Genomic DNA, 23,974 nt, shown 5'->3' on the forward strand with positions numbered 1-23,974 from the left:
CCTCGGCGCAATTGATACGAGACAATTGTTATTAACCACATGATGAAACTGCGTGATCAACTTATTCGAAAACTAAAAAACCCCAAGGGGCAGGTCGCGCTCTTTGTCGCTTTGATATTTCAAATCCTGTTTATCTTTTTTGCGATGGTCATCAACGTGGGCTTATTAGTCCATCACAAAATCAACTTACAGAACTCTGTGGACCTTGCTGCGTATTACGGCGCAATGAAGCAAGCAGAGAACATGAATGCGATAGCACATATTAACTATCAAATTCGACAAAGTTGGAAGCTGTTAGCTTGGCGTTATCGTATGGTTGGAACGGCAGGGGATTTCTCGGAACATCCTGTCGATAAAATACCGTCTAGTAATTTAGGGATTGTACCAGGTCGTGCGGATACTGATGATATCAATCCTGCAGCGAAAGACTTTTACGACGCACCATCTTTTTGTGCTACGTATGTTCCTTTCAAGCCGATGCCGAAAGAGAACACCTGCCGAGATCTGAAAGATTTTAGCGGAGTAAAAGTATTTGGACCTACTCCAACGATTGCGGGTTTTCACAGTGTGAACGTCGCGATGACCAATATCTCGGAAAAATTTCGAAACTTGGCTTTTGAGCGTTGTCGTTACTTTGGAGCCTTCAACTATCGACTGCTAGCGCAGTGGGTGGTGGGTTACAACATGGATCAGGCCGATAGAATGCTGCTCATTTCAACAATTTCTAGATCTATGAGTAACGAGACGGAAGATTTTTTTGATCTGGATGGCGAGAGCGTTAAGAAAGGGATCAGAGCCACCCTTGAAAACAATCTAACTGCGGCTAATAAAAGCGGCATACAATCTTTCAAAGTTTATAATTCACTGGGCGCAGATGGATGCAATAATCCTGCGAAGGACGAAATGCCTGCGAAGTGGTTAGTACCAATTCGTATCGCTCCAGCATTTAGTTATGTTGATACGGTTTGTAATGCGGGCGGTAGTAATACTATCGACCGTGTGCCAAGGGAACTCGCCTCAGATCGTAATAACTGGCCGGCTGAAGTTGTAAAAGATCAAGGTCATGCTTTATGGAGAGATATTTCAGAGCTCTCTCAGTTCGTAGGTCTTCGTAGTCAGATTGAAGATCCCTACAATTATTCAATGGGTGTTGAGAAAAATCCATGGTGTATGGCATACGTGGGTGTTTCAGCTGTTACTCGTCCAAACATTCCATTTTCTCCATTGGGTGCGGTTGATTTAAAAGCGCGCGCATTTTTCAAACCATTCGGTGGAAGAATGGGCCCATGGTATGAATCCCAATGGCCTAGCGGTTCCGAAAGATCTGCAGGTGGCGGTAAGATCGATCCGAATCTTCCCCCAAGAATTTTCGATACTGGTAACATCGGGGACCCCAAAGATCCAACTCGCGCAGGAAATTACAGCCGTTTCGTTGGTGATCAGTACGGTTTAAAAAGTCGAAATCTTCTGTACCAATTTGGTCGCGCAATTTTCAGACTGGATCCAACTTGGGCTCAACGTAACGCGGACCCAGATTTTAAAGATACAGCACCTAATTTCGGTCATTGGGCACAGCTGCCATTTGAATTCGCTAGAAAAAGCAATGGTAACGGCGATTTGCTAGCGTGGAGTGAGGAAGTAAAAGGTCCATCTCGTTTCCGTGCTCTTGAGCTTCTGGCCATTTTACCTGACCAGTTTGATATGGCTTATTACTCGATTGAGCCCGATTTTTATCACAATTATTATAAGCGCATTAAAGAAAAGTTTATGCCGAAGGCAAACCCAGGTTTTGATAAATCTATTCGCCCGGATATTGGCTATCACAAAGATTACAAGCAGGGCGATGAGAACTTGGAAGAGTTCAGCGTGAAAGACCAATTCAAAGTTTTAAAAAGCAAAGAGATTCAAACGCTGTCCTTGGATATTGATCAAAAACTGACTTACCTATCCAAAGATTGGAAAAACGTTCTGACCGGTTGGGCTGACAACGGTTTGTTAGATTATTCCCTGAATACCGAGAAACTGGGAAAATGCACGGTCGAGCCGAAATACGATGGAGAAACTCCTGTTCCGCCAACTTCGGGCAACTGTATTGTGGGCGGGACCTCGGGTTATTCAGTTAAAATGATCTCCTCGGATTATTTGAATTCTGAACTGCAATTGGGTGGAGATAATTCTGGCAAGGCCAAAATCAAGAATGCGCCTCCGGCAGACTTCTAGTTCATTCGCTAATTCTCAAAATGAGACAGTAAAGATTCTCTGACTTTTGTCCGAAAAGAGACAGGTAGGGGAATATCTATGAGAAATGCGATAACTCGCGTGTTTACTATTCTTTTTGCGATCACGTCTGCAAGTGGGATCGCTTTTGCACAATCCACCAATAAGAACGATACATATTCGGCGAAACAAGCAAAAACGGCGCTTCCAGTTTCCTCAGGTGGATCTTCTGCTTCACCAAGCAGCGCTTCTACTTCACCTCTTGACGGAAGCGTAGCTGAAGACACCAACGAGGCGACCGCAGGTGGACTGGTGGCCGTTAAAGAACAATTCAAGGCAAACTTCAAAGAGTTGCAGGGATTGAACGGTGCATTTATCAACGATACTCAATTTAAAAACGAAAAGGCCGCATACGACGAGTACATTGATAATTGGGATACTTGCGTAAAAGGTCAATCCGTCGCTGCCTATGCCTGCTTATCAAATTTAAGCCCAAAAATTCAAGATGCCGTGGCAGCACTTAACGTGTTGGGTACTGTAGCAACTGCATCTGGCGTGAGTGATTCCTGCAGTGCCTTTGGTAAAGGTATGGGGATAGCCCAAGCGGCATTGACTGCTTATACAGCTGCTTGTGGTGCGGCGAAGGGTCACTGTGGATGGTATTGCTCTAATAGTAAAGAAGCAGTTTCCAACATGCAGAAGGCAGTTAAGTCTTCTTCAATTGTTTGTAAAAACACTCAGGATCCTAGTTGTCCTGCTCAAATGGCGCGTTACAAAGATTTGCAGAACACGATTTTAAATCTTATCGGTAAAGAACTTCAAACCGGTGACATTCAATCTATCGCCGGAAAATCTAATGTGTGCACAAGCAAATATCCTCAGTTATTGGCGTCAGCTGCATCCGGTATTTATGGCGTAGTGAATGCTTTAAAACAGGGTCAAAGTTGTGAAGAAGCAACCGACTCTTCCGCAGGTACAACGACAACTGCAACAGCAGAAACGTGTGCGATTGAAGCGAATGCCAATCTGCCAGAATGTATTTGTTTAAAAAACCCAATGCTTGAAGGTTGCGGTTCTATCGCCGCGAAATCTTCAATGAGTTCTTCAGGCAGTGGTTTGTCAGCGTTGTCTGCGACACCAGCATCCTCCAGCAAGGATGGATTGACGGCTGCAGATTTAGCGACGGGCACTTCACCCTCAACTACAGGCCGTTCTCCATCAAATGATTCTGGCGGCGGCGGAGTAGGGGCCCCTGTTGGTGGTGGCGGTGCAAATCTAGGTGGTGGCGGAGGCGGCAGCGGCTCCGGTGCTAGTGGTGAAGATAAATCAGGTCAGAAAGCACTCGACACAAATATTCTAGCCGGCACTAGTGGCGGCGGAGGTGGCGGTGGCTGGGGTGGCGGCGATTCCTCCAGTGATAAATCTGGACTTCGCGGGTACTTACCAGGTGGCGCCAAAGATCCAAGTAAGCTTGGTGGCGCGCAAAAAAATTGGGTTAAAGAAGTTACGGGTCAGGGTGGTAAATCGAACTGGGAAAAAGTTCGTGATCGCTACCAGGATAATAAATCATCTCTTTTGAATAACTAGGAGACGACATGACAGTATTTAAAACGATTACTAAATCGGTTTGCAGTCTGAGTATCGCGCTGTCTCCAGCTTATTCTTATGCGGCAGAAACGGGAGTGGAAAGTGGTGCAACTTCTTCGATTCCGGCCGTTAACAGTTCGGCAAACAGCAATGCGAGTAAGAATAATTCTGCGCAGGCTTTCAACGCTGTTGCGAGTGCGACCGAATTTGCGGTGGCTGCTCAGAACTGGTCACGTTGTCCTGAAGATGGCAGCGCCTGTGCCGTGGCAGCGCTTTTTACAGCAATGGCTATTATGTCCATGAAGCAGTCTAAAGCAAATGGCCAAAAAGCAGGGGAGTCTTATAACACTGCTGACCTATCAGATGCTTATGGCACTGGAAATTATAATTCAGGCAATGCTTCAAGCTCTGATCCAGACTATCAATCAAATGCAGCGGTAGGCTCAGACTACATGAAAAAGGCAGAAGCAGGTTTAAGCAGTTTGAAGGCTCAAGGACTTGTGAATAGCTCTGCCACAAAAATTACATCTCCTGATGGCAAATCATACAATGTCTCCGACTTGAGCTCCGCAACAGGGATGGCATCAGCAGGGATCCCGCAAGGTGCGATTGACGCTGCTATGGCAACTTCAAAGGACATCGAAAAGAAAGCCTTGGAGAAAGTTAAGATCGGTGCCTTGACGAAAGCTCAAGGATACGATGAAGGCTCTGGCGGAGGCGGTGGTAGCCGTTATCCAAGTGGTGATGGCAGCGGCGGAAGTGGTGCGTACCCAGGCTATGCGGGCGCTCGTGGTTCATCGAGCTTGCTTGATAAAGATCCTTCCAAACTTGCAGCGGGTATGAGCAAAAACTATCACGGTGAACCGATCGGCGTCGCTGCTGACAGTATTTTCCTGATGATGACTCGTCGTTATAAAGTCAAAGAAAGCCAAGATTCATTCTTTGGCGCCTCTGATGTGGATTTGAAAAAATAGTATTAAAGCAAAATCGTGTTGTTGGCGGCAGTGCCGTCAGCAACATGAACACCGTCTCCGATAATCACGTTTTCCAACGTACAATTCTTGCCAATGACCGTACCTGGCCCCGCACACACAAATCCTGAAAAATTTGTTTCGTTATTAATCACAGCTTCAGATGAAAATTGCAGCTGCGCCTGATTAAACTTTTGTGTGATGACCTTAGCAGTTGAAAACTGAGCCAGGGTTTTCTCTAAGGCTTGCCTTTCGTGTCCCTCGTCACCTAATAAAACATTCACACAGTATTTGGAAGCCTCAATCAGGTCCGTAGGATTTCCGGTTTCAAACCAAGTGCACTCGAATAGAAAGACATTTGCCTTTTCACCTTTTGCCACACCCGCCATGACTCCGTCGTAAAGAATATTAGAAACGCCTTCCTTAGGAAGATAATCAAAGATTCTTTCAGAAAGAATTTGCACACCGATAAAATGCCAGGCCTTATCGCAGCCTTCGATTTTTGATTTACCGAAGCCTTTAATATTTCCGTTGCTGTCTGTCCACACGCCGCCAAATTTTGTTCCGACTTCGTGATGATCCATAACCATCAATGTCGAAAGGGCTCCGCTTGCCCGGTGTTGCGCGATGGCTTTCTTCAAGACCTCTGAATCTTTGGGCAGAATAACTTCATCAGCGTTCATCATGATGAAATCGCCACCATCTTTAAAAAAGGAACGGGCGCGGCTTAAACCGCCTCCGCTACCTAGGATTTCTCCTACTTCGTCGGAATAGATCAGCTCGCGAGCACCATGATTAATTCTTTGGAACAGAGAGTGGATTTTTTCAGGAAGGTGATAGGTGTTCACCACGAGTTTATCGATGGTTACTCCTTGCAAGAAACCCAACGAATGTGCCGCCAGCGGCAAAGTTAGAAAGGGAATTGCTGGTTTTGGCAATTGATTCGTATACGGGCGAAGGCGCGTGCCTTCACCAGCAGCAAGGAGCATTACATTCATAGTGATTCGTACTTTCTTTCCAGGGCGCCAGAATCAATCAGGATATCCGCAAATACTTTGTATTCTGGGAACTCGTTAATCGCTTTCATCACACGGCGAAGTGTGCCGGAAAGGTATTTCAGATAGCGACGGTCTTCGCGTTGATGATAGAAACTGGCAAAGCTTCCACATGCTTTAAAGCAGCGTTGAATGGATTGCAGTTCATACGTGCGATCAAACTTTTCGCGAGAGAAATCTTTCGGTAAATATTCTTTAGATTGCTCCAGATAGTAGGCGATGAGTTTATTCGCCATCTCGTCACTCATATCGACATAAGAATCGCGCATAAGGCTGACAAGGTCATATTGAATCGGTCCTAAGCGAGCATCCTGAAAATCGATGACGTGGACTTTATCAAGTTTAATCATCACATTGCGGGAGTGGTAATCGCGATGAGCGATGCGCTTGGGCTCTGCATCCAATTTCGAGCAGATATTCAAAAAGATATCAGAAAGTTCCTTACTAGATTTTTCATTGAATGGAAACTTCAAAACTCCAGCTAAAAGATTGTCTTTGCCGTAGTTCATTTCCCAAAGAAACTTTTCTGTGTCGAATTTCATCTTAAAGGCTGAGCAGTTTGGATCATGATCAAGTGTTGCCTTGTGATGAATCTTAACCACTTCATCAACGGTCATTTTGTACCACTCCATGGAGGACTCATGGCTTTGGCTTTCCCAGAACTTTCTTTCCAGCATCAAGTCGCCCAAATCTTCCTGAAGAATCAGACCTTCACTGGGTGACATAGCAACGATTTTTGGAACGTGAATACCATTTTTTGCGAAATGATTAAGGACGCTTGTCAGAGGGTAATTGGCTGGATCAAAAGGCTCCCAGCGCATCAACACCCATGATTGATTGTTGTGTACGACGCGGTAATAGCGGCGGTTCGAGGCATCTCCTGCTAGAGAAAATACCTTGAACTCGTCTGTAGATAATGAGCGGCTTAAAAAAGAATTGAGAAAATCATCGTGAGTGACCATAAGAAAAATTCTCACAGACACTCCAAGTAAATTCAAGAACTTATGTCGATGTCGGGTCTTTCATAAAGAACAGCTCCAGGACTTCTTTAAGACCCTGAGTCGTTAGCGGAGCGCGGTCCACTTCAAAGCAATTAACCGATGCTTCATCAATTAAATTCGATGCAAGGCCATCCATTTTTGCCAGTTCTTCAAGGTTCAAAGCAGAGCTTGTGATAATCAATGGCTCATCCGGTGAATGCTCTTCGCCTAGATATTCCAGCAAAAGCTCTTGCTCAGCGGCGTTCAAGGACTCGATGTTTTCAATGAAGATTGTCATTTCACCCATTTTCGCAATGTCGAAACTTGAATGCAGCTGACCCTTGATATCGTTGAAGGGAACAAACGCCCAACGACCTGTCAGCTCGTGTAACTGCAAAGCAACTTTTTTGTTCGTCGTTGCAGTTTGGCCTTCAAGATGGATTAAATGCGATAACAATTCCTTGGATAGACCTTTGGCCAGGTCCTTGGATGATTCTTCTAACAATTCATCAATGCTGGGGAGTTTTTCATCACCAAAGACATGCAGATTTTCAGTTTCGAAATTGGCTTTACTGATTTCGACAAGGTTCGATTCTTTTTGTTCAAGGTACCACTTATAAAGTGCCGGTTCTAAAACCATGCGAATCAACTGAGTCACACCTTGGCGTTTTTCAGCATTCAAATCATCAGCGCCTGGAACGATAGCCGTCCCCAGCAGAGCGCCGTTCACCTTAATAGGAACGTGAAAATCCACCCCACGCAAATATGTATCTTCGTGCGGTTGCACGGCAGACATATCCATCAATTGACGGATCAGCAGGTCTTTTCCATAGCGAGTCTCAACAAGATGCTTAAGACGAGATACAAATGAAGAATCCAAAGTTGTACTTTGCATATAACGAACACCCCTTAACAAAATCCCTAATATACAAGAACAATACCAACTGTCGGGGGAGGGGGTAATTATCGGTGAAATCAGCTATTTAAGCAGTTTCTGGGGAAAGAAAAAGGGCCTTGAAGTTCACCTTCAAAGCCCTCTATTTTTAGTTCAAATAGGTAAATAATTTAGGGTGCTTGCCCAATTAGGCACGAGCAATCTTACGTTTATCCAAGCCGTATTTTTCGACTTTCATGATAAGACCTGCACGGCTGATACCCAATTCTTTAGCAAGTTTCGATTTGTTCCAACCTGTACGGCGAAGTCCCTCGCGGATCATTTCGCGCTCTAGATCTTCCAAAGCGTCCTTCAACTTACCTTGCAAACGGGAACCTTGAACTTTATTTTTCTCGCCCGCTTCCAAAATTTTAGGAGAAAGCAATTCGCCCATCAATTTTGATTCTTCGCCGGAAAGAACGCAAAGTCTTTCGATTTCATTTTGCAATTCACGAACGTTACCTGGCCATGGATAGTCGTACAATTTTTCAAGAGCACGCTTCGTCAATTGATGTTTTACACCACCTTGAGCTTCATGGATTTTGTTCAAGAAGAAATCCGTCAAGAACGGGATGTCTTCTTTACGCTCGCGAAGAGGCGGAACGCGGATGTTGATAACATTCAAGCGATAGTACAAGTCTTCACGGAATGTACCTTGCTCAACCATCTCCTTAAGGTTTCTGTTCGTCGCCGCAACGATACGAACGTCAACTTTTCTGGATTCAGTTGCACCCACCGGCATGAAAGTACCTTCTTGCAATACGCGAAGAAGCTTAACTTGCATTTGTGGTGAAGTATCACCGATCTCATCCAGGAAGAATGTTCCTTTGTCAGCCATTTCGAAAAGACCTTTTTTGTCTTTCAAAGCGCCAGTAAATGAACCTTTGATGTGACCGAACAATTCTGATTCCAACAAGTTGTCATTGAATGCAGAACAGTTTTGGATAACAAACGGTTTGTCTTTACGGTGAGAGTTATAGTGGATCGATTTAGCGATCAACTCTTTACCCGTTCCGTTTTCACCTTGAACCAGAACCGTAGAATCTGCACCTTTGATTTTATCAAGCAAAGCGTACAAAGATTGCATTGGTTTAGATTTACCGATCATATTGTCGTATTTAAATCTGTTACCAAGCTCTTTATTCAATTCTTTGATGCGATCTTCACGAGAAGAGATCTCAAGGTGAAGAGTGACGATCTCTTGAGCAACCAATTCACAAACTTCAGTGAAGTGTTGGCGTTCATGGTCATCCATGAATTTCAATTTGCCCAGGCATTTTTCAATCACTTCGCCAGACATACCGAAAGCGGCCAGGCGCTCACGGATTTCAGTCATGCGAGAAGAGAAGTTGGCTTCACGGAAGAAGCCCATCGCCACAACTGTACCAACGCAATCATTTTCAATCATGATCGGGAAGACACCCACGTCAAAACCAACCATGTCCCATTTGCGAAGGGAGAAACGGTTTTGAGAAGTACGAAGATCATCAAGTGATTTAGTTACAAGCTCAGCAACGCTAGCTTGACCAGCTTCTTTGTTCATCAAAGCTGCAATTGCAGGATTGTTGAAACCAGCTTTGCCGGAGTCGAACCCTCTTAGTGTCCCGCGCTCATCAGTGAACACAACGTCAATGTTCCACCATGCGCTAAGGATATGTTTGAGTTTTTTGATAACATGTATATGTTCAAACTCATCCCAATTAATCATTTCAAACTCCCTTTCAATTTTCTGTAACTTTCAAACTGTCGATATTTTTATCGTCAAGAAACTAGACGGACTTGAGGGTTGTGTCGAAACATCATGCAATTCAGTCATTGGTCTAGTTCAATTTGAGACGGGAAAATTTGTGTAAATTGAATTTCCTCATGATTTCCGCTGTTTAATTGCTGCCTCAAATTGAAACGAAAATGTGATGTGTTATCGTTGAGGAATATGAAATGTCTAATTGTTGTAACTTCAATTTTTCTTCTCTCATCTTTTGGATTCGCCAATTCGGACAAATGTCAGCCGTTTGATCAGAAGATTTTAAATCAGCGGATATTTATCACGCGCTGTTTTTCGACTAGTTTTTATTCAGAAAGTTTAAAAAAGAAGGTCGACTACAACGTCATAGTTCCTCCGGGATATACGCATGATGGGGGAGCGCCGTACCCTTACGCGATCTTCCTGCATGGCCGAGGTGGAGACAGAGATTCATTAGTCTACACTGATGGCATTGAATCCTATGACAAAGTCGTACGTGAAGGCGCGCGACCGTTTCTGATCTTTGCTCCGAATGGGCAGAGTCATTATTGGATGAATGGAGCGATATCTAAAGTAAAGGTCGCTGACATGGTCACAAAGGATCTGATCAGGCACATCGAAGAAAAGTATCCGGTGATTAAGAACGAACCTTGTGACCGCGCGCTGTTTGGAATTTCGATGGGTGGCAACGGTGCTTTGCAGTTGGGATTAAGTAACCCAAACCTGGTGTGTACAGTTTATTCGATGAGCCCGGTGTTTCGCACACCGGCTGAGATTTGGACTCCCAATAACAATAGTACGCAGCCGAAAGAGGACTATTATTCTTATGGAGTGGGTAAAGACTTTGAACAACGAAGTGCTCGGCACATTTGTGAGAGGCTAAAGAAACCTGGAAGTGATCGCTGTTTGCCGTTTAAAAATTTTCGTCTGGAAATTGGATCCAACGATCCATTTCTAAAGGACACTCCAGATACCAAAAAGTTTATTGAGGAGCTTAAGAAAGCCCATCCCGAATTTGAAATTGGTATTAAGGATTGTGGCACGGACAACTCACATGCGACGGCTTATTGGAGCTGCCGTATGCCGCATGTGATGAAGTGGCTTTCAGAACAGTTTAAGTAACTAGTTGTGCTGAAGACTGTGGAAGTTGTGGTACTCGCCTTTAAGCGACAAAAGACTTGCGTGAGTGCCAATTTCCACGATTTCGCCCGCTCTCATGACAACGATTTTATCGGCCTTTTGGATTGTCGACAGACGGTGAGCAATCACCAGAGCGGTACGACCTTCCATTAAATGATCAAGGCCTTTTTGAACTTCGATCTCACTTGCCGTATCCAAGGCGCTTGTGGCTTCATCCAGAATTAAGACAGGTGCATCTTTGAACATCGCGCGCGCGATACTCACTCGTTGTTTTTCACCGCCAGAAAGCAGATTTCCGCGATCGCCAACACGGCTTTGATAGCCTTGAGACGTTTTCATGATAAAGTCATGGGCGTTCGCAAGTTTCGCCATTTTCTGAATATCTTCACGATCGCGATTGTAATCGCCCGCCCAAATATTTTTTTCGATGGTATCACTGAATAGAAAAACGTCTTGAGTAACCAGGGCAATATTTCGACGAAGTTCGATTAACCCGATATCTCTGATATTCACGCCATCAATCAAGATTTCCCCTGATGTCGCATCAAAGAATCTCTCCAATAAGTTTACGATAGTGGACTTACCGCTTCCGCTGGCGCCAACTAGGGCAACCACTTCGCCACGGTTGATTTCCAGATTCACGTTTTTAAGGATCATGTCTTTGCCATAGGCAAAGCTGACGTTTTTATACACGATCTTTTTCCAGTCCTTAGGGAATGGAACAGGGTTGGCAGTTTCTGGAACTTCAGAAGGGTTGTCGATGATCTCAAAAATACGACGAACTGAGATCACGACTTCCTGAATACGAACGTAAGCTTCCTGAATTTTTTTAATTGGAGCATTGATCATCAACAATGAGGCGATGAAACCAATGATGTTACCCGCAGTCCCACGACCAGCTGCAATTTCGTAGCTGTTGTAAACTAGGATCATCGGGATAAGTGCAGTCGCGATAAACTCGGTGGCTGGCCCAGAAGCCTCTTGGCGCTTATGAACTGTTTTTCGAATTGAAAGATAGTTTGCCCCCTGCTCTTCCAATTTTTTTGCCATGTCTTTTTCAAGATTAAAGGACTGAATGACACGAACGCCATCAAGACTTTCTTTGATGGTTGAAGTCATGTATTCCAAGGCTTCACGCTCGCGCGGGATATACTTGCGCATACTTCTTGCGACGGATTTCAAAATGATCCCGATGATGGGCGCAATAATAAGAATGGAAAGAGTCAGCTTCCAATCGATGATGATCAAGTTGACTAGCAAGCCCACTAAAAGCAAGGGATAAAGGAAAATATCTGCGATGACACGCAAACCATCTTGAACGGTTTTGATGTCGTTCAAAATACGGCTAATCAAGCCTCCAGAACCTGCGGCGTAGTTATTGTGGAACGATAAGTTCAGACGCATGAATTTGTATTGAAGCTTTTCGCGGATGCGATTCACCACGGCTTCAGAAATATAATTCATGTTGTAGATATGATAATAACGAGAGATCGCTTGAATGAAGCCAAGTCCAATTACAATCGGAACCTGTTTCAATAGTTCTGGCTGATTATTTGCTGAAAGGGCGTCGAAAAGTACTTTAGTTAGTAAAGCCACACGCGCCGTTGCCAGGGCATTCATGATTCCCGTGATGGCAACCACGGTCATTCTTTTTTTGTGAGGTTTGATTTCAGCAAGTAACTTTTTGATTTCAGGTAGCATTCTACTTCCGTCTCGCGGGTATTATGCATTCCCGTCGATATAGCGTTTTAAGTATTGGCCCGTCAGACTCTTTTTGGCCTTGATGATGTCATCAGGGGACCCTTGGGCAACAATATTACCGCCTTTTTTACCCGCTTCAGGGCCGAGGTCAATAACATAATCGGAGCCACGGATCACATCTAAATTATGCTCTACTACAACGACGCTGCCACCTGATTCTATAAGCTTATTTAAGACCTTCATTAGCAAATCTACTTCGCGGAAATGGAGGCCTGTGGTTGGTTCGTCCAAAATATACAGGGTGGCCTTTTGCTGCACCTGAGAGAGCTCTTTAGCAATCTTTAAGCGTTGAGATTCACCACCGCTTAAAGAGTTCGCGGGCTGACCCAATTGCAGATAATCCAGGCCCACTTCTTTGAGCACCGATAATGGCTTACGGATGTTCGGATGAGCGACGAAGAAATTCATGGCCTCATTGACTGTCATCGCCAAAATCTCAGAGACGTTTTTATTTTTATACTGAACTTCCAGGATTTCGTTGCGATATTTTTTCCCGTCGCAGACATCACATGGGATCACGACGTTATCCATAAACATCATGTCAATTTCTTCAAAGCCCGTTCCCTTACACGCAGGACAGCGACCGCCATCGACATTCAAGCTGAATGTTCCTGGTGTGTAGCCACGTGCTTGGGACTCAGGAGTGCTCGCCATAATTGTACGGATAGCATCAAAGGCTTTTAAATAAGTGATCGGCGAACTGCGCGCTGATTTACCAATAGGTGATTGATCGATCAAAAGAACATTCTTGATGTGATCAACGCCTTCAATTCCACCGTATTCTTGTGCAGGAAGATATTCGATATCCAGTGCGCGAGCTAACGCCGGGTATAGCGTTTTTGAAATCAAAGTCGATTTTCCGGAACCACTGACGCCTGTCACAGTCACCAAGCGGTTCAATGGAAAGACCACATCCAGATTTTTTAGGTTGTGACCTTTTGCACCCTTAAGCTCGATTTTTACTTTGTAAGTATCAATGTCCACGGGGCGAATCGTGCGTAAATTTGCAGAGTGTTTATTGTCCAATAGATATGGAACTGTGTTGGACTTGTCGTATTTGTAAAATTCTTTTGTGGAGCCGGAGTAAACGACTTCTCCACCAAGATATCCAGATCCAGGACCCATCTCGATAATATTTTCGCTGGCTTTAATCACGTCATGGTCATGTTCTACGATAACCAAGGTGTTGCCGAGTTCTTTAAGATCTTTAAGAATCGAAATCAAACGATCGTTGTCGCGCGGATGAAGTCCTACAGTGGGTTCATCCAAAACATAAAGCGCTTGCGATAATCCCATTCCCAGTTGGTTTGCCAAAATCAAACGTTGGTACTCACCACCAGATAATGTTCTGGTTTCGCGATTCAGTGACAAGTAATGAACACCTACACGCATCAGGAATTCCAGACGCGAACGAATTTGCTTTAGAATTTCGCCAGCGACTTCAACTTGATGAGGATGAAGCTCGATCTTTTGGAAAAAGGCATTCAGATCTTCGATGATCATCGAAGACAGCTCATTAATGTTCGCGCTGCCTACCAACACATGATTCGCCTCTTCGCGCAGACGCGCACCTTTACAAGTAGGGCACAGGAATGGACTGCGGAAGCGTGCAATAAACACGCGAACATGCATTTTGTATTTAATCTGATCTAAGTATTCAAACAATCCGCGAACACCAAAGAAATCGTCATCACCCTTCCAGATCACCTCGCGGTGAGCTTTCGGCAGATCCTGCCAGGGAGTGTGGATGTCGATCTTGGCTTTCTTACAGTAAGCCAAAAGCTGCTTTTTTTCGTGGGCAGCACTAGGCATCCAGAATGGAGATAGAGCACCTTGAGCTAAACTCATCGCAGGGTTTGGAACTACTTTGGCCTCGTCGACATCCAAAATATTTCCAAAACCTTTACAAGTCGGGCAGGCACCAATTGGCGAATTGAAACTGAACAAGCGAGAAGTCAACGGTGGCGGAGTATAACCGCAAATAGGACACGAAGACTCTTCGCTTACTTGCAGGCGTTGGCCTTCCGTTGTCAGAATCGTTGCTTTTCGAGAGATCAAATTTGAATTGTATTTGATACTCGCTTCATAAGCTTGCGTCATAGAGTCAGCAATACGACCACGTTCATCTTCGTTAAAACTCATACGATCGATGATCAGATAGAACGTTTCTTTAGGAAGTCCTTTTTTGATCGCCGCAGGGTCGCCGATTTCAACAACAGTTCCCATTTCCTCGTTGGTTAAACCAGAGGGGGTCACGGGAATGCTGATAACTTCTTCAACAGTTTTTTTAACGGCACCTTTAGTTTTGGTTTTTTTAAGCGTCGCTTTTTTGGTCGCAACCGGCTTTACCGAAGGTTGTACTTTGGGAATATAAATACGCAAGTAACCGTCTTGCAAAAGCAGCGAGTGCAGTTTCTTTGCTTGAGCCACGCGTCCGTTTTCAGAAATTTCCACCAGGATGTAACCACGTTTACCAGTGAACTCTTTAATCACTTTGGAAGTCGCTTCGGTAACGCTTTCTTTTTCAGTGGGACACGTGTGAGTCGGGCAGTAAGACTTACCGATTTTCTCATACAACAGGCGCAGGTAATCGATGATCTCTGTCGTCGTACCCACTGTTGAGCGGGAACTTTTCACGGTATTTTTTTGTTCAATCGAAATTGCCGGAGGGATATTGCTGATGCCTTCAATGTCAGGCTTTGGTGCTTTATTCAGAAACTGGCGAGCATAATTAGACATGCTCTCGATAAAGCGGCGTTGACCTTCAGCAAATAAAGTTTCAAACGCCAGAGAGGATTTCCCTGAACCACTCGGGCCGCAGATCACAGTCATTTTACCAACTGGGATCTTGACCTCGATGTTCTTAAGATTGTTCTGTTTCACACCCCAGAGGTGGATATCCTTCACTCAGACAAATCCTGTTTGTAAAAGTCTGTTGCTTCTTCTTGCTTGCTCGAAGCAGCAGTCGGTTCTGTTCCTTCAACGAAGGCCTGGCGCAGAATATTTTTTGTAGACGCATTTGCAAGCTTGCCAGTTTCACTGTCAATGTTCGCAAACACAATACCATCTGGTACGGGGAAAGTCACTTGAGGAAGTCCTTCGTGGGCCGCTTTCATGTAATCTACCCAGATTGGCAATGCGGAGCGGCCACCAACCTCGCCTTTGCCTAGACTTTTCTCTTTGTCAAAACCCACCCACACACCAGTGGCAATTTGTGGTGTATAGCCAATGAACCATGCGTCATAGTAGTTATTCGTCGTACCAGTTTTTCCCGCAACTTCGCGACCCAAAGCACGAGCTCTCGCACCCGTACCATTTTTGTCTTCAATCACTCCGCGAAGAAGTGATGTCATAACAAACGCTGTGGTCGGTTTGATCAACTGATCAGGATCCTGGAAGAACAAGTTTTCAGCCAAAGCTGCTTTTTTAGGATCTTTCTTTTTAAACTCTTCCAATTTTGCTGGCTCAGAAGCGATCTGTAAGTACTCTTTGCGACGATTTTCAAAATCGTCATCGTAGGGCTTCATCTCTTTTTCAAAGCGAGCATCCAATGACACGTTTTCTAAAACCGTTTTACCATCAGCGTCCGTCACTTTATGAATCAGCATCGGGCGAGTGCGTTTACCCAAGCGACCCAGTTCAGAAAAAGCCTTCGTCATTTCGTATAAAGTCACACTTGAAGAACCCAAAACCAACGTAAAGTCAGGATTCAAAGGACTGAACAATCCCAAGCGGTGAGAATATTCGATAGCCCAAGGAACACCCACATCCTCTATCACTTTTACCGCAGGAATATTCAAAGACTGAGAAAGGGCGTTTCTCACGATAATATCACCACCGAAACTTTTCGAGTGATTTGCCGGTTTCCAGGCTTTCGATTCCTTGGCATCACCTTGACCTTCTTCATCGCCAGCGGAACCTTCAAACACCAGGGGTGCATCCATGATCGGCGTTGCAGGGTTGTAGCCTTTATCAAGTGCGGAAGCATAGACAATCGATTTAAATGAAGAGCCAGTTTGACGGGGAGCTTGAATCGCACGGTTGAACTCGCTTTTCGCAAAGCTTGTTCCACCCACCATTGCTAACACGTCTTGAGAATCTTGATCGAACGAAAGGAGTGCACCTTCAACGAGGGGTTCCTGATCCAATTCCAAATCAACATACTTGTTGAAATCCGGAAGTTTTAGTTCAGGAGCGCCTTTTTTCGGAGTGATATTTTTTGAAGGCGAGAACTTATCAGCAGTCACCTTAACTAGAATCACATCACCCTTTTTCAAGGCATCGGAAGGTTTTTTGATCGTGTTTAGATCGTAGCGTTTGTCGGAGTCAGGCTTACGCGCCCAGGTCATCGAATCGAAATCGATCAAACCCTGAGTATCAGCGATTTTCACATATACCAAACCAGCGGCATCATCCACAGCTTGCACGACACCTTGAACCGAGTCTTTAAGCTTGATGTAGGACGGAAGAAGCGGGTGTTCTTTTGCGGCTTTTTCATCGATCTTAGGAACTAGATCAGCAAATTTACCATCCGGAAGAATCGTGCGTTCGGGAGTTGATTCGCCGATAAGTTTTTTTCGCTCATCCGTCAGGAATTTTTCAACGTCAGCTTCAGAAGAAAGATTTTTAATTGGTCCACGGAAGCCCTGGCGTTTATCCAAACCTTTAAGTCCTGCCATGACAGCGTCTTGAGCTGCGAGTTGTTTTTGAAGATCAAGGCTTGTGTAGATGCGAAGTCCTTTATTTAAAACCATGTCCGCGCCGATTTGTGCAACCAGCATCTGACGAACCGTTTCTAGGTAAAAGGGCGCATACTCTTCATAATTTTCACGGACAAACACCTTAACCGGTTCTTGGATAGCTTTATCTGACTGTTCTTTTGTGATGAAGCCCACTTCAGCCATACGGCGAAGAACGTAAGTTTGTCTTTCTTTAGCGCGAAGGGGATTGCGAACCGGGCTGTAAGCACTTGGTGCTTGGGGCAGACCCGCAAGGATTGCCATTTCAGGCAATGTTAATTTTGACACAGGCTTGCGATAGTAAGTTTGCGCCGCTTGTTCAACACCATAAGCACCTTCACCAAAATAAATCTGATTTAGGTAAAGAAATAGAATGTCCTCTTTTTTTAGATTTTTTTCCATTTCCATCGCAAGCATGATGTCGCGAAGTTTACGTGTCAGAGTTTTTTCTGAAGTCAGCATCAAGGTTTTAGCAACCTGCTGCGTGATCGTCGATCCCCCTTGTACCGAGCGTCCAGCACGAAGGTTCGCAAGAGCCGCACGGAAAATAGCTTGAGGATTAATCCCTTTGTGCTGGAAGAATTGATCGTCCTCAGCAGCTAAGAAGGCATGAACCAAATCCTTGGGAATTTTATCGTAAGTCACGAGGGTTCGTTTTTGATTTAGGAACTCACCAATTTTTTTGCCATTGCGATCGTAAACTTGGCTGACTAGTTGCGGTTTATAATCTTGAACAGTGATGATTTGCGGAAGACTTGCTTTAACAGATTGATAGGCAAGAACGGCGCCGACAACACCAAGAATACAGAGAGCGACGAATGCCAGAATGATTTTTTTTAACACTGTTTGGGGCTCCTTTAAACGAAGCCCCATTCTAGCAGTCGAAAAGGTGAGGGTCTAGGGATACTGGCCCTTGGTCAGCTATTCCTTTAGGCCGGAAGAAGATCTTGACGAGCTTGATGCACTTTTCCCAATGGAACAGTTCACTTGAGTCAGATCTTTTGCTTGGGCGATGATTTCATTCATCTCCTCTTGAAGACCAGCGACTTCATCAGCCACTTGCGGAGCAGTTGTTGTCGCTCCCGATGGAGGAACGGCGCCCAGGCTAGAAAGTTGAGTATTCAAGCGGTTGATCTTTTGATTATAATTCGTAGTTTTCGTCGCCAGAGTTTGAAGCTTTTGTTCCAACTCTTGCTTCGCTGCCGTCATTTCGGTCTGGATCGAAGTTTGGGTGTTTTTCATATTAGTCTCGGCCTGAGTTTGTTGTTTGTCGGCCAAGGCATTCATTTGCGCCATATTGGAGGCAGCCGAGTCCATACTATCTTGGGTCTGAGCCATGGATTCCGTAGTGTCCTGGATCTGCTTTCTAAGCATGTCTTCTTCTTGTTTTTTAGATTCAAGCAGGGCTTGTTTTTTCTGGTCATACACGGTCATGCAATCATTCCATGTATCGATCAAATCCTGTTTCAATCTTTTCGCTTTGGCGATCATTGTGCCAGAGCTAAAGCCGCTCAAAACACCTTCTTTTTGCCACTGTGCTTTCATTTCATTCACGGTTTTCATGCACGCACGTTTTGCAGAGGCCTCTGTGAGTGCAATCATGTTCAGTGCTTTATCACGTTGAGAAGTAATTAACTTACCGTGAAGATCAAGCAAGGTCGTTGCTTGTTGGCGCATAGAATCTTTAGCGGAATTCTGCGCTTCTTGGAGTTTTTGGGAGTTTTCTAACTTGTCTTTGGCAATTTGATCTTTGGTTTTCTCTAAATCCTCTTGCGCCTTATTCAAGTCTTTTTGAAGGTCCGTAATCTTCTTATTAAAGTCAGCTTGAATATCCGCTTTATCATCAGACAGTTTTGCTAAGTCTTCTTCCGTTCTATCAAGATCCTCTTGGTATTCTTTTTTCTTACTGAAATAGTCTTGGAAGGAGAATTGCGGGCAACCACCGCCAACATTACTACTTTGTCCCATCACACCAAGAGCCGTCCCTAACGCATTATCCGAGCCCACAGCAGTACCCAATGTTTGGTAAAGATTGATGCCACCAGTATCACTGGCTTCGGTGTTACATGAATCTACTTTGTCAACGCAGTTAGATCCCGCGCCCGCATCTTTGCAAAGTCTCAACATGTCTCTGCGAGCAGAGCTGTATCTAGAGCGAAGGTCGTTACAGGTCTGACCTTCAGAATATGAACTCATAACGGGATAAGGATAAGACTGCTGCGTATTCTGAGAATTCTGATTGTTTGAAGAAGATGAGCCCGAGTTTGAAGAACCGGAAGAGCTCCCCGAAGTCTGTGCATTGGCTGCGTAACCAAGCAGAATTAAAGAAGATACGATGCTGATAAAAAGATTAACAGATGTCTTCTTCGTCGTCTTTGATTTGGAATACATTGTCTTTCCCCCTGATGACTATATATAGCTGCAATTGCAGTGCCTATTATCGTCACTTTTCGGGGGAAAGTTTACGTCTCAATATGAAACACTAGACGTTCATCGAGGACGTTTTCCCGTTGATGGATCCACTTGTTTGCAAACTTCCGCAGGCAGAACATTTACGTGCTGCAAGTGGAATCGTCGTCAAACATTCGGGACAGGGCTTGGTTGATGCCGTTGCTTCTTCTGTTTTTTTGAAACGGTTCGCTGCTTTTACGATCATGAAAATTGCAAAAGCCACAATCACAAAATCAATGACGGCATTCAGGAAAACACCGTAATTAAGGGTTGCCGCTCCCGCAGCCTTTGCTGCTGCCAGCGTCGGGTAGGATTCGCCATTCAAGGCAACAAACAAATTCGAGAAATCAATTTTGCCCATGCCTAAGCTTAGTACTGGCATCAAAACGTCACTTACAAACGAGCCAACGATTTTAGTGAACGCGGCACCGATGATGATACCGACTGCCAAATCTAAAACGTTACCTCTCATTAAAAAGGCCTTAAATTCCTTCATCATGACAAAATCCTTTCTAGAATTTCGCGACAAGATTCAAAGTTGTCGTTGTTGTACTGTATTCTCCCGGAGGAGCAGGTTCGTTTTGATATTGTAGCAAGTAAGCTAGCTTCAAAGAGAAGATGGAATTTAACATAACATTGATCGAAGCTTCAGTATTCACCTGGTAAGCATCCGCACGAGTCATGTTCGGCAAATATTCGATCCAGTATTTGAAGGAAAATTCTTTGTCGATTTTAGTGTTGAATTCTGTGTACAGACGAAGCAACTGATCATAGGTGGTGCCAACCAAAACATTTTGCGTTTTGGAATAACGGTAACCGGCCTCAACCGTCCAATTAACGTTATCAGTTTTTGTCAGCCAATATTTCAAACCGACGTCTGTCGAATCACGTTGTAAGTATCCAGAGTAAACATCGCTCTCGATTTTTTGACTGCCAAAGAACCCCAGATAGTCTGTCCACTCGTGATCATAACGAGCTCCCGCATTCCAGTTGCGCACACTCTCGATACTGTTGGCCTCAGTGCGGATATATTGTCCCGAAAGGGTGTAAGTATTTTTGCCTTCTTTATAAGACACTTTGCCTTTGGCCGCATAATTCTCGGAATCGGAATTGCCAGTTACCATGATTGCGCCAGCTTCGGCTTCGCCGGCGAATGGTGGGGGAGGATTAATGGGTGCAGGTGCAGGCACTTGTGCATGCGCAACCAACGACATTGCAACAACAACAGGAACAAATAGAACTGAAACGAACTTCATAATAATTACCTCCTTAGACATTTAGTATGTCTCTTGCCTGAAGAGTCAAAACACCGCGCATATAAAAACTTGATGAGATCGCGACGTTTTTTTGCTAAATTGAAGTTCGAGGTTTGTAGAAATGCAAAAAGGTTTTAATTCGGATATCACAGTACGCGGACAGAAATATCACATTCAAACAGAGGACTGGGGAATGGCGAACCCATTTTTAGTCAGTCGTATTTTCTGTAACGGTGCTGTTTTAAAAACCATCAAAACTCCTCATGAAAGAGTTCTGCAAGTGGGCTCAAGCCAGCCGGCTGAAGCCATCAAACAAGCCCTTCATCGCCAGCATTCAACAATCATTGATACTCTGATGTCAGGCGGAATGCCTTAATCCTGAAATCCTCGACTTCGGGCGAGTATGAATAAGTCTTTATCTTTCATAAGATAGAGAAATGATTGAATTCTCCCACGTATATAAGACCTATCCAGGGCCCGTTCATGCCTTAAAAAATATCGATTTGAAAATCGACAAAGGCGAATTTGTATTTTTAACGGGACCCAGTGGTGCGGGAAAAACTACGCTCTTCAAAATGATTTCTGCCTATGATTTAGCCACATCAGGTGAGGTTAAAGTGGCGGGCTATGATCTGGGTGAAATTCGTAACGGGCAGGTCCCTTTCTTTCGCAGAAAAATCGGCGTTATCTTTCAAGATTTCAAACTTTTGAAAGATCGTACTTTATTTGAAAACGTCGCTTTGCCGTTGCAGATTCGTGGCGACAAAGCCCCAGCTATTCAACGAAAAGTTTATGAAGTTTTGGAGCAAGTGGGCTTAGCTCATAAACACGATCAGTACCCTGACTTTGTATCAGGTGGCGAGCAGCAAAGAACCGCCATTGCCAGGGCCATCGTTCATCAACCAGGTGTTTTGATTGCCGACGAGCCGACGGGAAATTTGGATCCAAGGCTTAGCGAAGAGATCATGGATTTACTGGAAAGAGTTTGCTCTCAAGGGACAACCGTCTTTGTTGCAACCCATGATCATGAAATGGTTAAGCGTCGTCATAAAAGAACTTTGGAACTTAAAGATGGCATTATCGTGGGAGACACCAAGTGAATCCTACTCAAAAAAACCTCGCGCTTAAATTTTCAACCCTGATTGTTGTAACTGCCTGTTTTGCCGTCATGGCGACGTCGCTATTGATTTCAAAAAACTTCAGAAACATTCTGACCCACTGGGGAGAGGATGTTCAGCTGACAGTCTACCTATCTACAGATATATCTGCTCAAGGCCGTGATGAGCTTGAAAAATATTTTAAGAGCCACAAAGACATCGGCCATTTCAATTTGGTCACTCAGGATCAGGCACTTTCTGATTTCCGCGCACAACTCGCAAGCTATGCGCCGGATATCAGCAAAGATGATGAGCTTTTAAAAATGATTCCTTCAAGCTATCAGGTGAAACTGAAGACAGAAATTGCGACGGATGCTCAAAGCAGCATTTTGCAATCCATTGCGACAGAATTAAAAGGTCGTTCCGGGATTGATGATGTCAGTTATGGTCAGGATTGGGTTGAAAAATACAGCGCCTTTGTATCGGCTATTAATCTTGCACTGAACCTGGTGGGTATCGTTGTCCTTTGTGCATCGATATTCGTGATGTCGAACGCGATTCGTGCATCAGTTCAAGTTCATCGTGATGAAATCGTGGTTCTGGAAATGATCGGTGCGACAGCATCGATGATTCGCAAACCTTTCCTAAAAGAAGGGGCTTTGCTGGGTCTTGTCGCCTCTGCGTTGTCCATGGCAATTGCTTTTGGGATGTACACCGTCGGTAAAAGTATCGTGAACACACGTTTAAGTTTCTTAAGAATCGGTGAGCAAGTGAGCTTTATTTCTCCATGGATGGTCGCGGTCGTGATCATCGGTGGAACAGTGATGGGTGCGTTAGCATCTTACCTATGTGTCAGAAAAATTAATGACGGCTACGCGGCCGCAAGTCAAAGGGCCTAAAAAACTTGAAATGGTCATTGGCCCTTGGGGCACTCTCATTATCGATCGCATTTTCTGCGGCCCAGGCGGCAACTCCTGAATCTACGCCAGCAGAGAAGGTCGAAGCATTGACGAAAGATATAGAGGCGACGAAACAAAAACTCGCCGATGTGGAAGTCAAGCAACGTCAGGTTCTTTCCGGACTGTATGAGATCAATAAAAAGATCAAAAAAACTGTCACAGAACGTGGCTCACTTTCACAACAGCGGGAACTTCTCGAAGTTAATATTAAAAACCTCACTGAAAAAGTGGATGAGCTTGAAGCCAAAGCCAAAGTGCAACGTGCTCAATTGGCGGAGCGTTTGAAAGCAATCTACAAATTAGGTGGTCAGCCTCTGGCAAGATTTATTCTGAATGCTGATAGTTCCGTTTCGTTAGACAGAAATTTAAAGATCCTGGGAATTGTTGCCCAACGTGATTTGGAATTAATTAAAGGATACAGGCACGACGTCCAGGACCTTCAATCCAAAAGAAAAGCCATCGCACAGCGCTTGGAAAATCTGAAGGCTGTAGAGGCTGGGATCACCACCCAGGAACAAAAGCTCGTTGCCGAGCAATCTTTGAAAAACAAACTTTTAAGTGGGATTCGTAAGAGTAAGATGTTTGCTGAAAACAAAATCAGCGATCTTAAAACGAAGTCGGCTCAGTATAATATCGATGACGCCGGGGTGTTTGATACGTTATTCAAAGCATCCTTTCTGGATTCTAAAGGCGAGCTTCCAAGACCTCTTGCTGGAGTCGTAACACAAAAATTTGGACTTATGAAAGGTAAGGATCACCCTTACACTTTAACCAGCAAAGGCATTTTCATATCGGCGGCCAAGGGAAGTCCGGTTAAATCCGTGTTTGAAGGTAAAGTTTCATACGTGGGCGAACTTCCTGGATTTGGAAATACAGTTATTGTGGATCACGGCGATCACTATTACTCTGTCTATTCCCATGCTGAAGAAATTAAAGTGACGGCGGGCGAAGAAATCACTCAAGCGCAGGTTGTAGCGACAACCGGTGATGCCTCCGCAGATAATCCTTCGGGATTGTATTTTGAAATCAGACATTTTTCCGAACCCTACGACCCGCAACAGTGGATGAAAGGACTCTAACCAC

At 44.6% G+C, this 23,974-nt stretch carries 18 protein-coding genes; 8 read left to right on the forward strand and 10 right to left on the reverse strand.

Annotated elements, in window-relative coordinates:
* Positions 1 to 39: 39 nt before the first annotated feature.
* The 3 genes from ACLSU7_RS12575 to ACLSU7_RS12585 all read left to right on the forward strand — a co-directional run bounded on the left by ACLSU7_RS12575 (position 40) and on the right by ACLSU7_RS12585 (position 4,778).
* Positions 40 to 2,220, forward strand: a complete 2,181-nt coding sequence (locus tag ACLSU7_RS12575; protein WP_413292229.1) for a TadE/TadG family type IV pilus assembly protein — start codon at positions 40 to 42, stop codon at positions 2,218 to 2,220.
* 78 nt (positions 2,221 to 2,298) lie between these two features.
* Positions 2,299 to 3,804 (forward strand): hypothetical protein, encoded by a 1,506-nt coding sequence (locus tag ACLSU7_RS12580; RefSeq protein WP_413292230.1) that lies wholly within the window; start codon positions 2,299 to 2,301, stop codon positions 3,802 to 3,804.
* Between the two features lie 8 nt (positions 3,805 to 3,812).
* Positions 3,813 to 4,778 (forward strand): hypothetical protein, encoded by a 966-nt coding sequence (locus tag ACLSU7_RS12585; RefSeq protein ID WP_413292231.1) that lies wholly within the window; start codon positions 3,813 to 3,815, stop codon positions 4,776 to 4,778.
* A 2-nt stretch (positions 4,779 to 4,780) separates the two neighbouring features.
* On the opposite strand, the gene ACLSU7_RS12590 is transcribed toward ACLSU7_RS12585, so the two are convergent.
* From ACLSU7_RS12590 to ACLSU7_RS12605, 4 genes are all read right to left on the reverse strand, one after another.
* Positions 4,781 to 5,773: a sugar phosphate nucleotidyltransferase gene (locus tag ACLSU7_RS12590; RefSeq protein WP_413292232.1), complete on the reverse strand. Its 993-nt coding sequence runs from the start codon at positions 5,771 to 5,773 to the stop codon at positions 4,781 to 4,783.
* On the reverse strand, positions 5,770 to 6,807 hold the full coding sequence (locus ACLSU7_RS12595) for an aminoglycoside phosphotransferase family protein (protein WP_413292233.1): 1,038 nt from the start codon (positions 6,805 to 6,807) through the stop codon (positions 5,770 to 5,772). The genes ACLSU7_RS12590 and ACLSU7_RS12595 overlap by 4 nt, the downstream gene beginning before the upstream one ends.
* 25 nt (positions 6,808 to 6,832) lie before the next feature.
* Positions 6,833 to 7,705 carry a hypothetical protein gene (locus tag ACLSU7_RS12600; RefSeq protein ID WP_413292234.1) on the reverse strand — a complete coding sequence of 291 codons (873 nt, stop codon included), beginning with the start codon at positions 7,703 to 7,705 and terminating at the stop codon, positions 6,833 to 6,835.
* Positions 7,706 to 7,892: 187 nt separating this feature from the next.
* Positions 7,893 to 9,452 carry a sigma 54-interacting transcriptional regulator gene (locus ACLSU7_RS12605; protein ID WP_413292235.1) on the reverse strand — a complete coding sequence of 520 codons (1,560 nt, stop codon included), beginning with the start codon at positions 9,450 to 9,452 and terminating at the stop codon, positions 7,893 to 7,895.
* A gap of 225 nt (positions 9,453 to 9,677) precedes the next feature.
* On the opposite strand from ACLSU7_RS12605, the gene ACLSU7_RS12610 reads away from it, so the two are divergent.
* Entirely contained in the window at positions 9,678 to 10,610 is a 933-nt protein-coding gene (locus ACLSU7_RS12610; RefSeq protein ID WP_413292236.1) for an alpha/beta hydrolase, read from the forward strand.
* Here ACLSU7_RS12610 and ACLSU7_RS12615 read toward each other — a convergent pair whose 3' ends face one another.
* The 6 genes from ACLSU7_RS12615 to ACLSU7_RS12640 all read right to left on the reverse strand — a co-directional run bounded on the left by ACLSU7_RS12615 (position 10,611) and on the right by ACLSU7_RS12640 (position 20,835).
* Positions 10,611 to 12,329 carry an ABC transporter ATP-binding protein gene (locus ACLSU7_RS12615; RefSeq protein ID WP_413292237.1) on the reverse strand — a complete coding sequence of 573 codons (1,719 nt, stop codon included), beginning with the start codon at positions 12,327 to 12,329 and terminating at the stop codon, positions 10,611 to 10,613.
* 21 nt (positions 12,330 to 12,350) lie between these two features.
* On the reverse strand, positions 12,351 to 15,296 hold the full coding sequence (gene uvrA, locus ACLSU7_RS12620; RefSeq protein ID WP_413292238.1) for an excinuclease ABC subunit UvrA: 2,946 nt from the start codon (positions 15,294 to 15,296) through the stop codon (positions 12,351 to 12,353).
* A complete protein-coding gene (locus ACLSU7_RS12625; RefSeq protein ID WP_413292239.1) occupies positions 15,293 to 17,971 on the reverse strand; it encodes a penicillin-binding protein 1A in 2,679 nt (892 codons plus the stop codon). The genes uvrA and ACLSU7_RS12625 overlap by 4 nt, the downstream gene beginning before the upstream one ends.
* 78 nt (positions 17,972 to 18,049) lie before the next feature.
* Positions 18,050 to 19,519 carry a hypothetical protein gene (locus tag ACLSU7_RS12630; RefSeq protein WP_413292240.1) on the reverse strand — a complete coding sequence of 490 codons (1,470 nt, stop codon included), beginning with the start codon at positions 19,517 to 19,519 and terminating at the stop codon, positions 18,050 to 18,052.
* Between the two features lie 91 nt (positions 19,520 to 19,610).
* Entirely contained in the window at positions 19,611 to 20,078 is a 468-nt protein-coding gene (gene mscL, locus ACLSU7_RS12635; RefSeq protein ID WP_413292241.1) for a large conductance mechanosensitive channel protein MscL, read from the reverse strand.
* Between the two features lie 13 nt (positions 20,079 to 20,091).
* Complete coding sequence (locus ACLSU7_RS12640) at positions 20,092 to 20,835, reverse strand: YdiY family protein (protein ID WP_413292242.1); 744 nt, start codon at positions 20,833 to 20,835, stop codon at positions 20,092 to 20,094.
* Positions 20,836 to 20,956: 121 nt separating this feature from the next.
* Between ACLSU7_RS12640 and ACLSU7_RS12645 the strand changes: the two genes are divergently transcribed.
* From ACLSU7_RS12645 to ACLSU7_RS12660, 4 genes are all read left to right on the forward strand, one after another.
* The gene (locus tag ACLSU7_RS12645; RefSeq protein WP_413292243.1) at positions 20,957 to 21,211 is read left to right on the forward strand and encodes a hypothetical protein; all 255 of its coding nucleotides are present in this window, start codon (positions 20,957 to 20,959) and stop codon (positions 21,209 to 21,211) included.
* 61 nt (positions 21,212 to 21,272) lie between these two features.
* Complete coding sequence (ftsE, locus tag ACLSU7_RS12650) at positions 21,273 to 21,935, forward strand: cell division ATP-binding protein FtsE (protein WP_413292244.1); 663 nt, start codon at positions 21,273 to 21,275, stop codon at positions 21,933 to 21,935.
* On the forward strand, positions 21,932 to 22,831 hold the full coding sequence (locus tag ACLSU7_RS12655) for a cell division protein FtsX (protein ID WP_413292245.1): 900 nt from the start codon (positions 21,932 to 21,934) through the stop codon (positions 22,829 to 22,831). The genes ftsE and ACLSU7_RS12655 overlap by 4 nt, the downstream gene beginning before the upstream one ends.
* Positions 22,832 to 22,836: 5 nt before the next feature.
* Positions 22,837 to 23,970: a murein hydrolase activator EnvC family protein gene (locus tag ACLSU7_RS12660; protein ID WP_413292246.1), complete on the forward strand. Its 1,134-nt coding sequence runs from the start codon at positions 22,837 to 22,839 to the stop codon at positions 23,968 to 23,970.
* The last annotated feature ends 4 nt before the right edge of the window (positions 23,971 to 23,974 follow it).

This window comes from Bdellovibrio sp. HCB185ZH, from assembly GCF_047302455.1.
GTDB lineage: Bacteria > Bdellovibrionota > Bdellovibrionia > Bdellovibrionales > Bdellovibrionaceae > Bdellovibrio.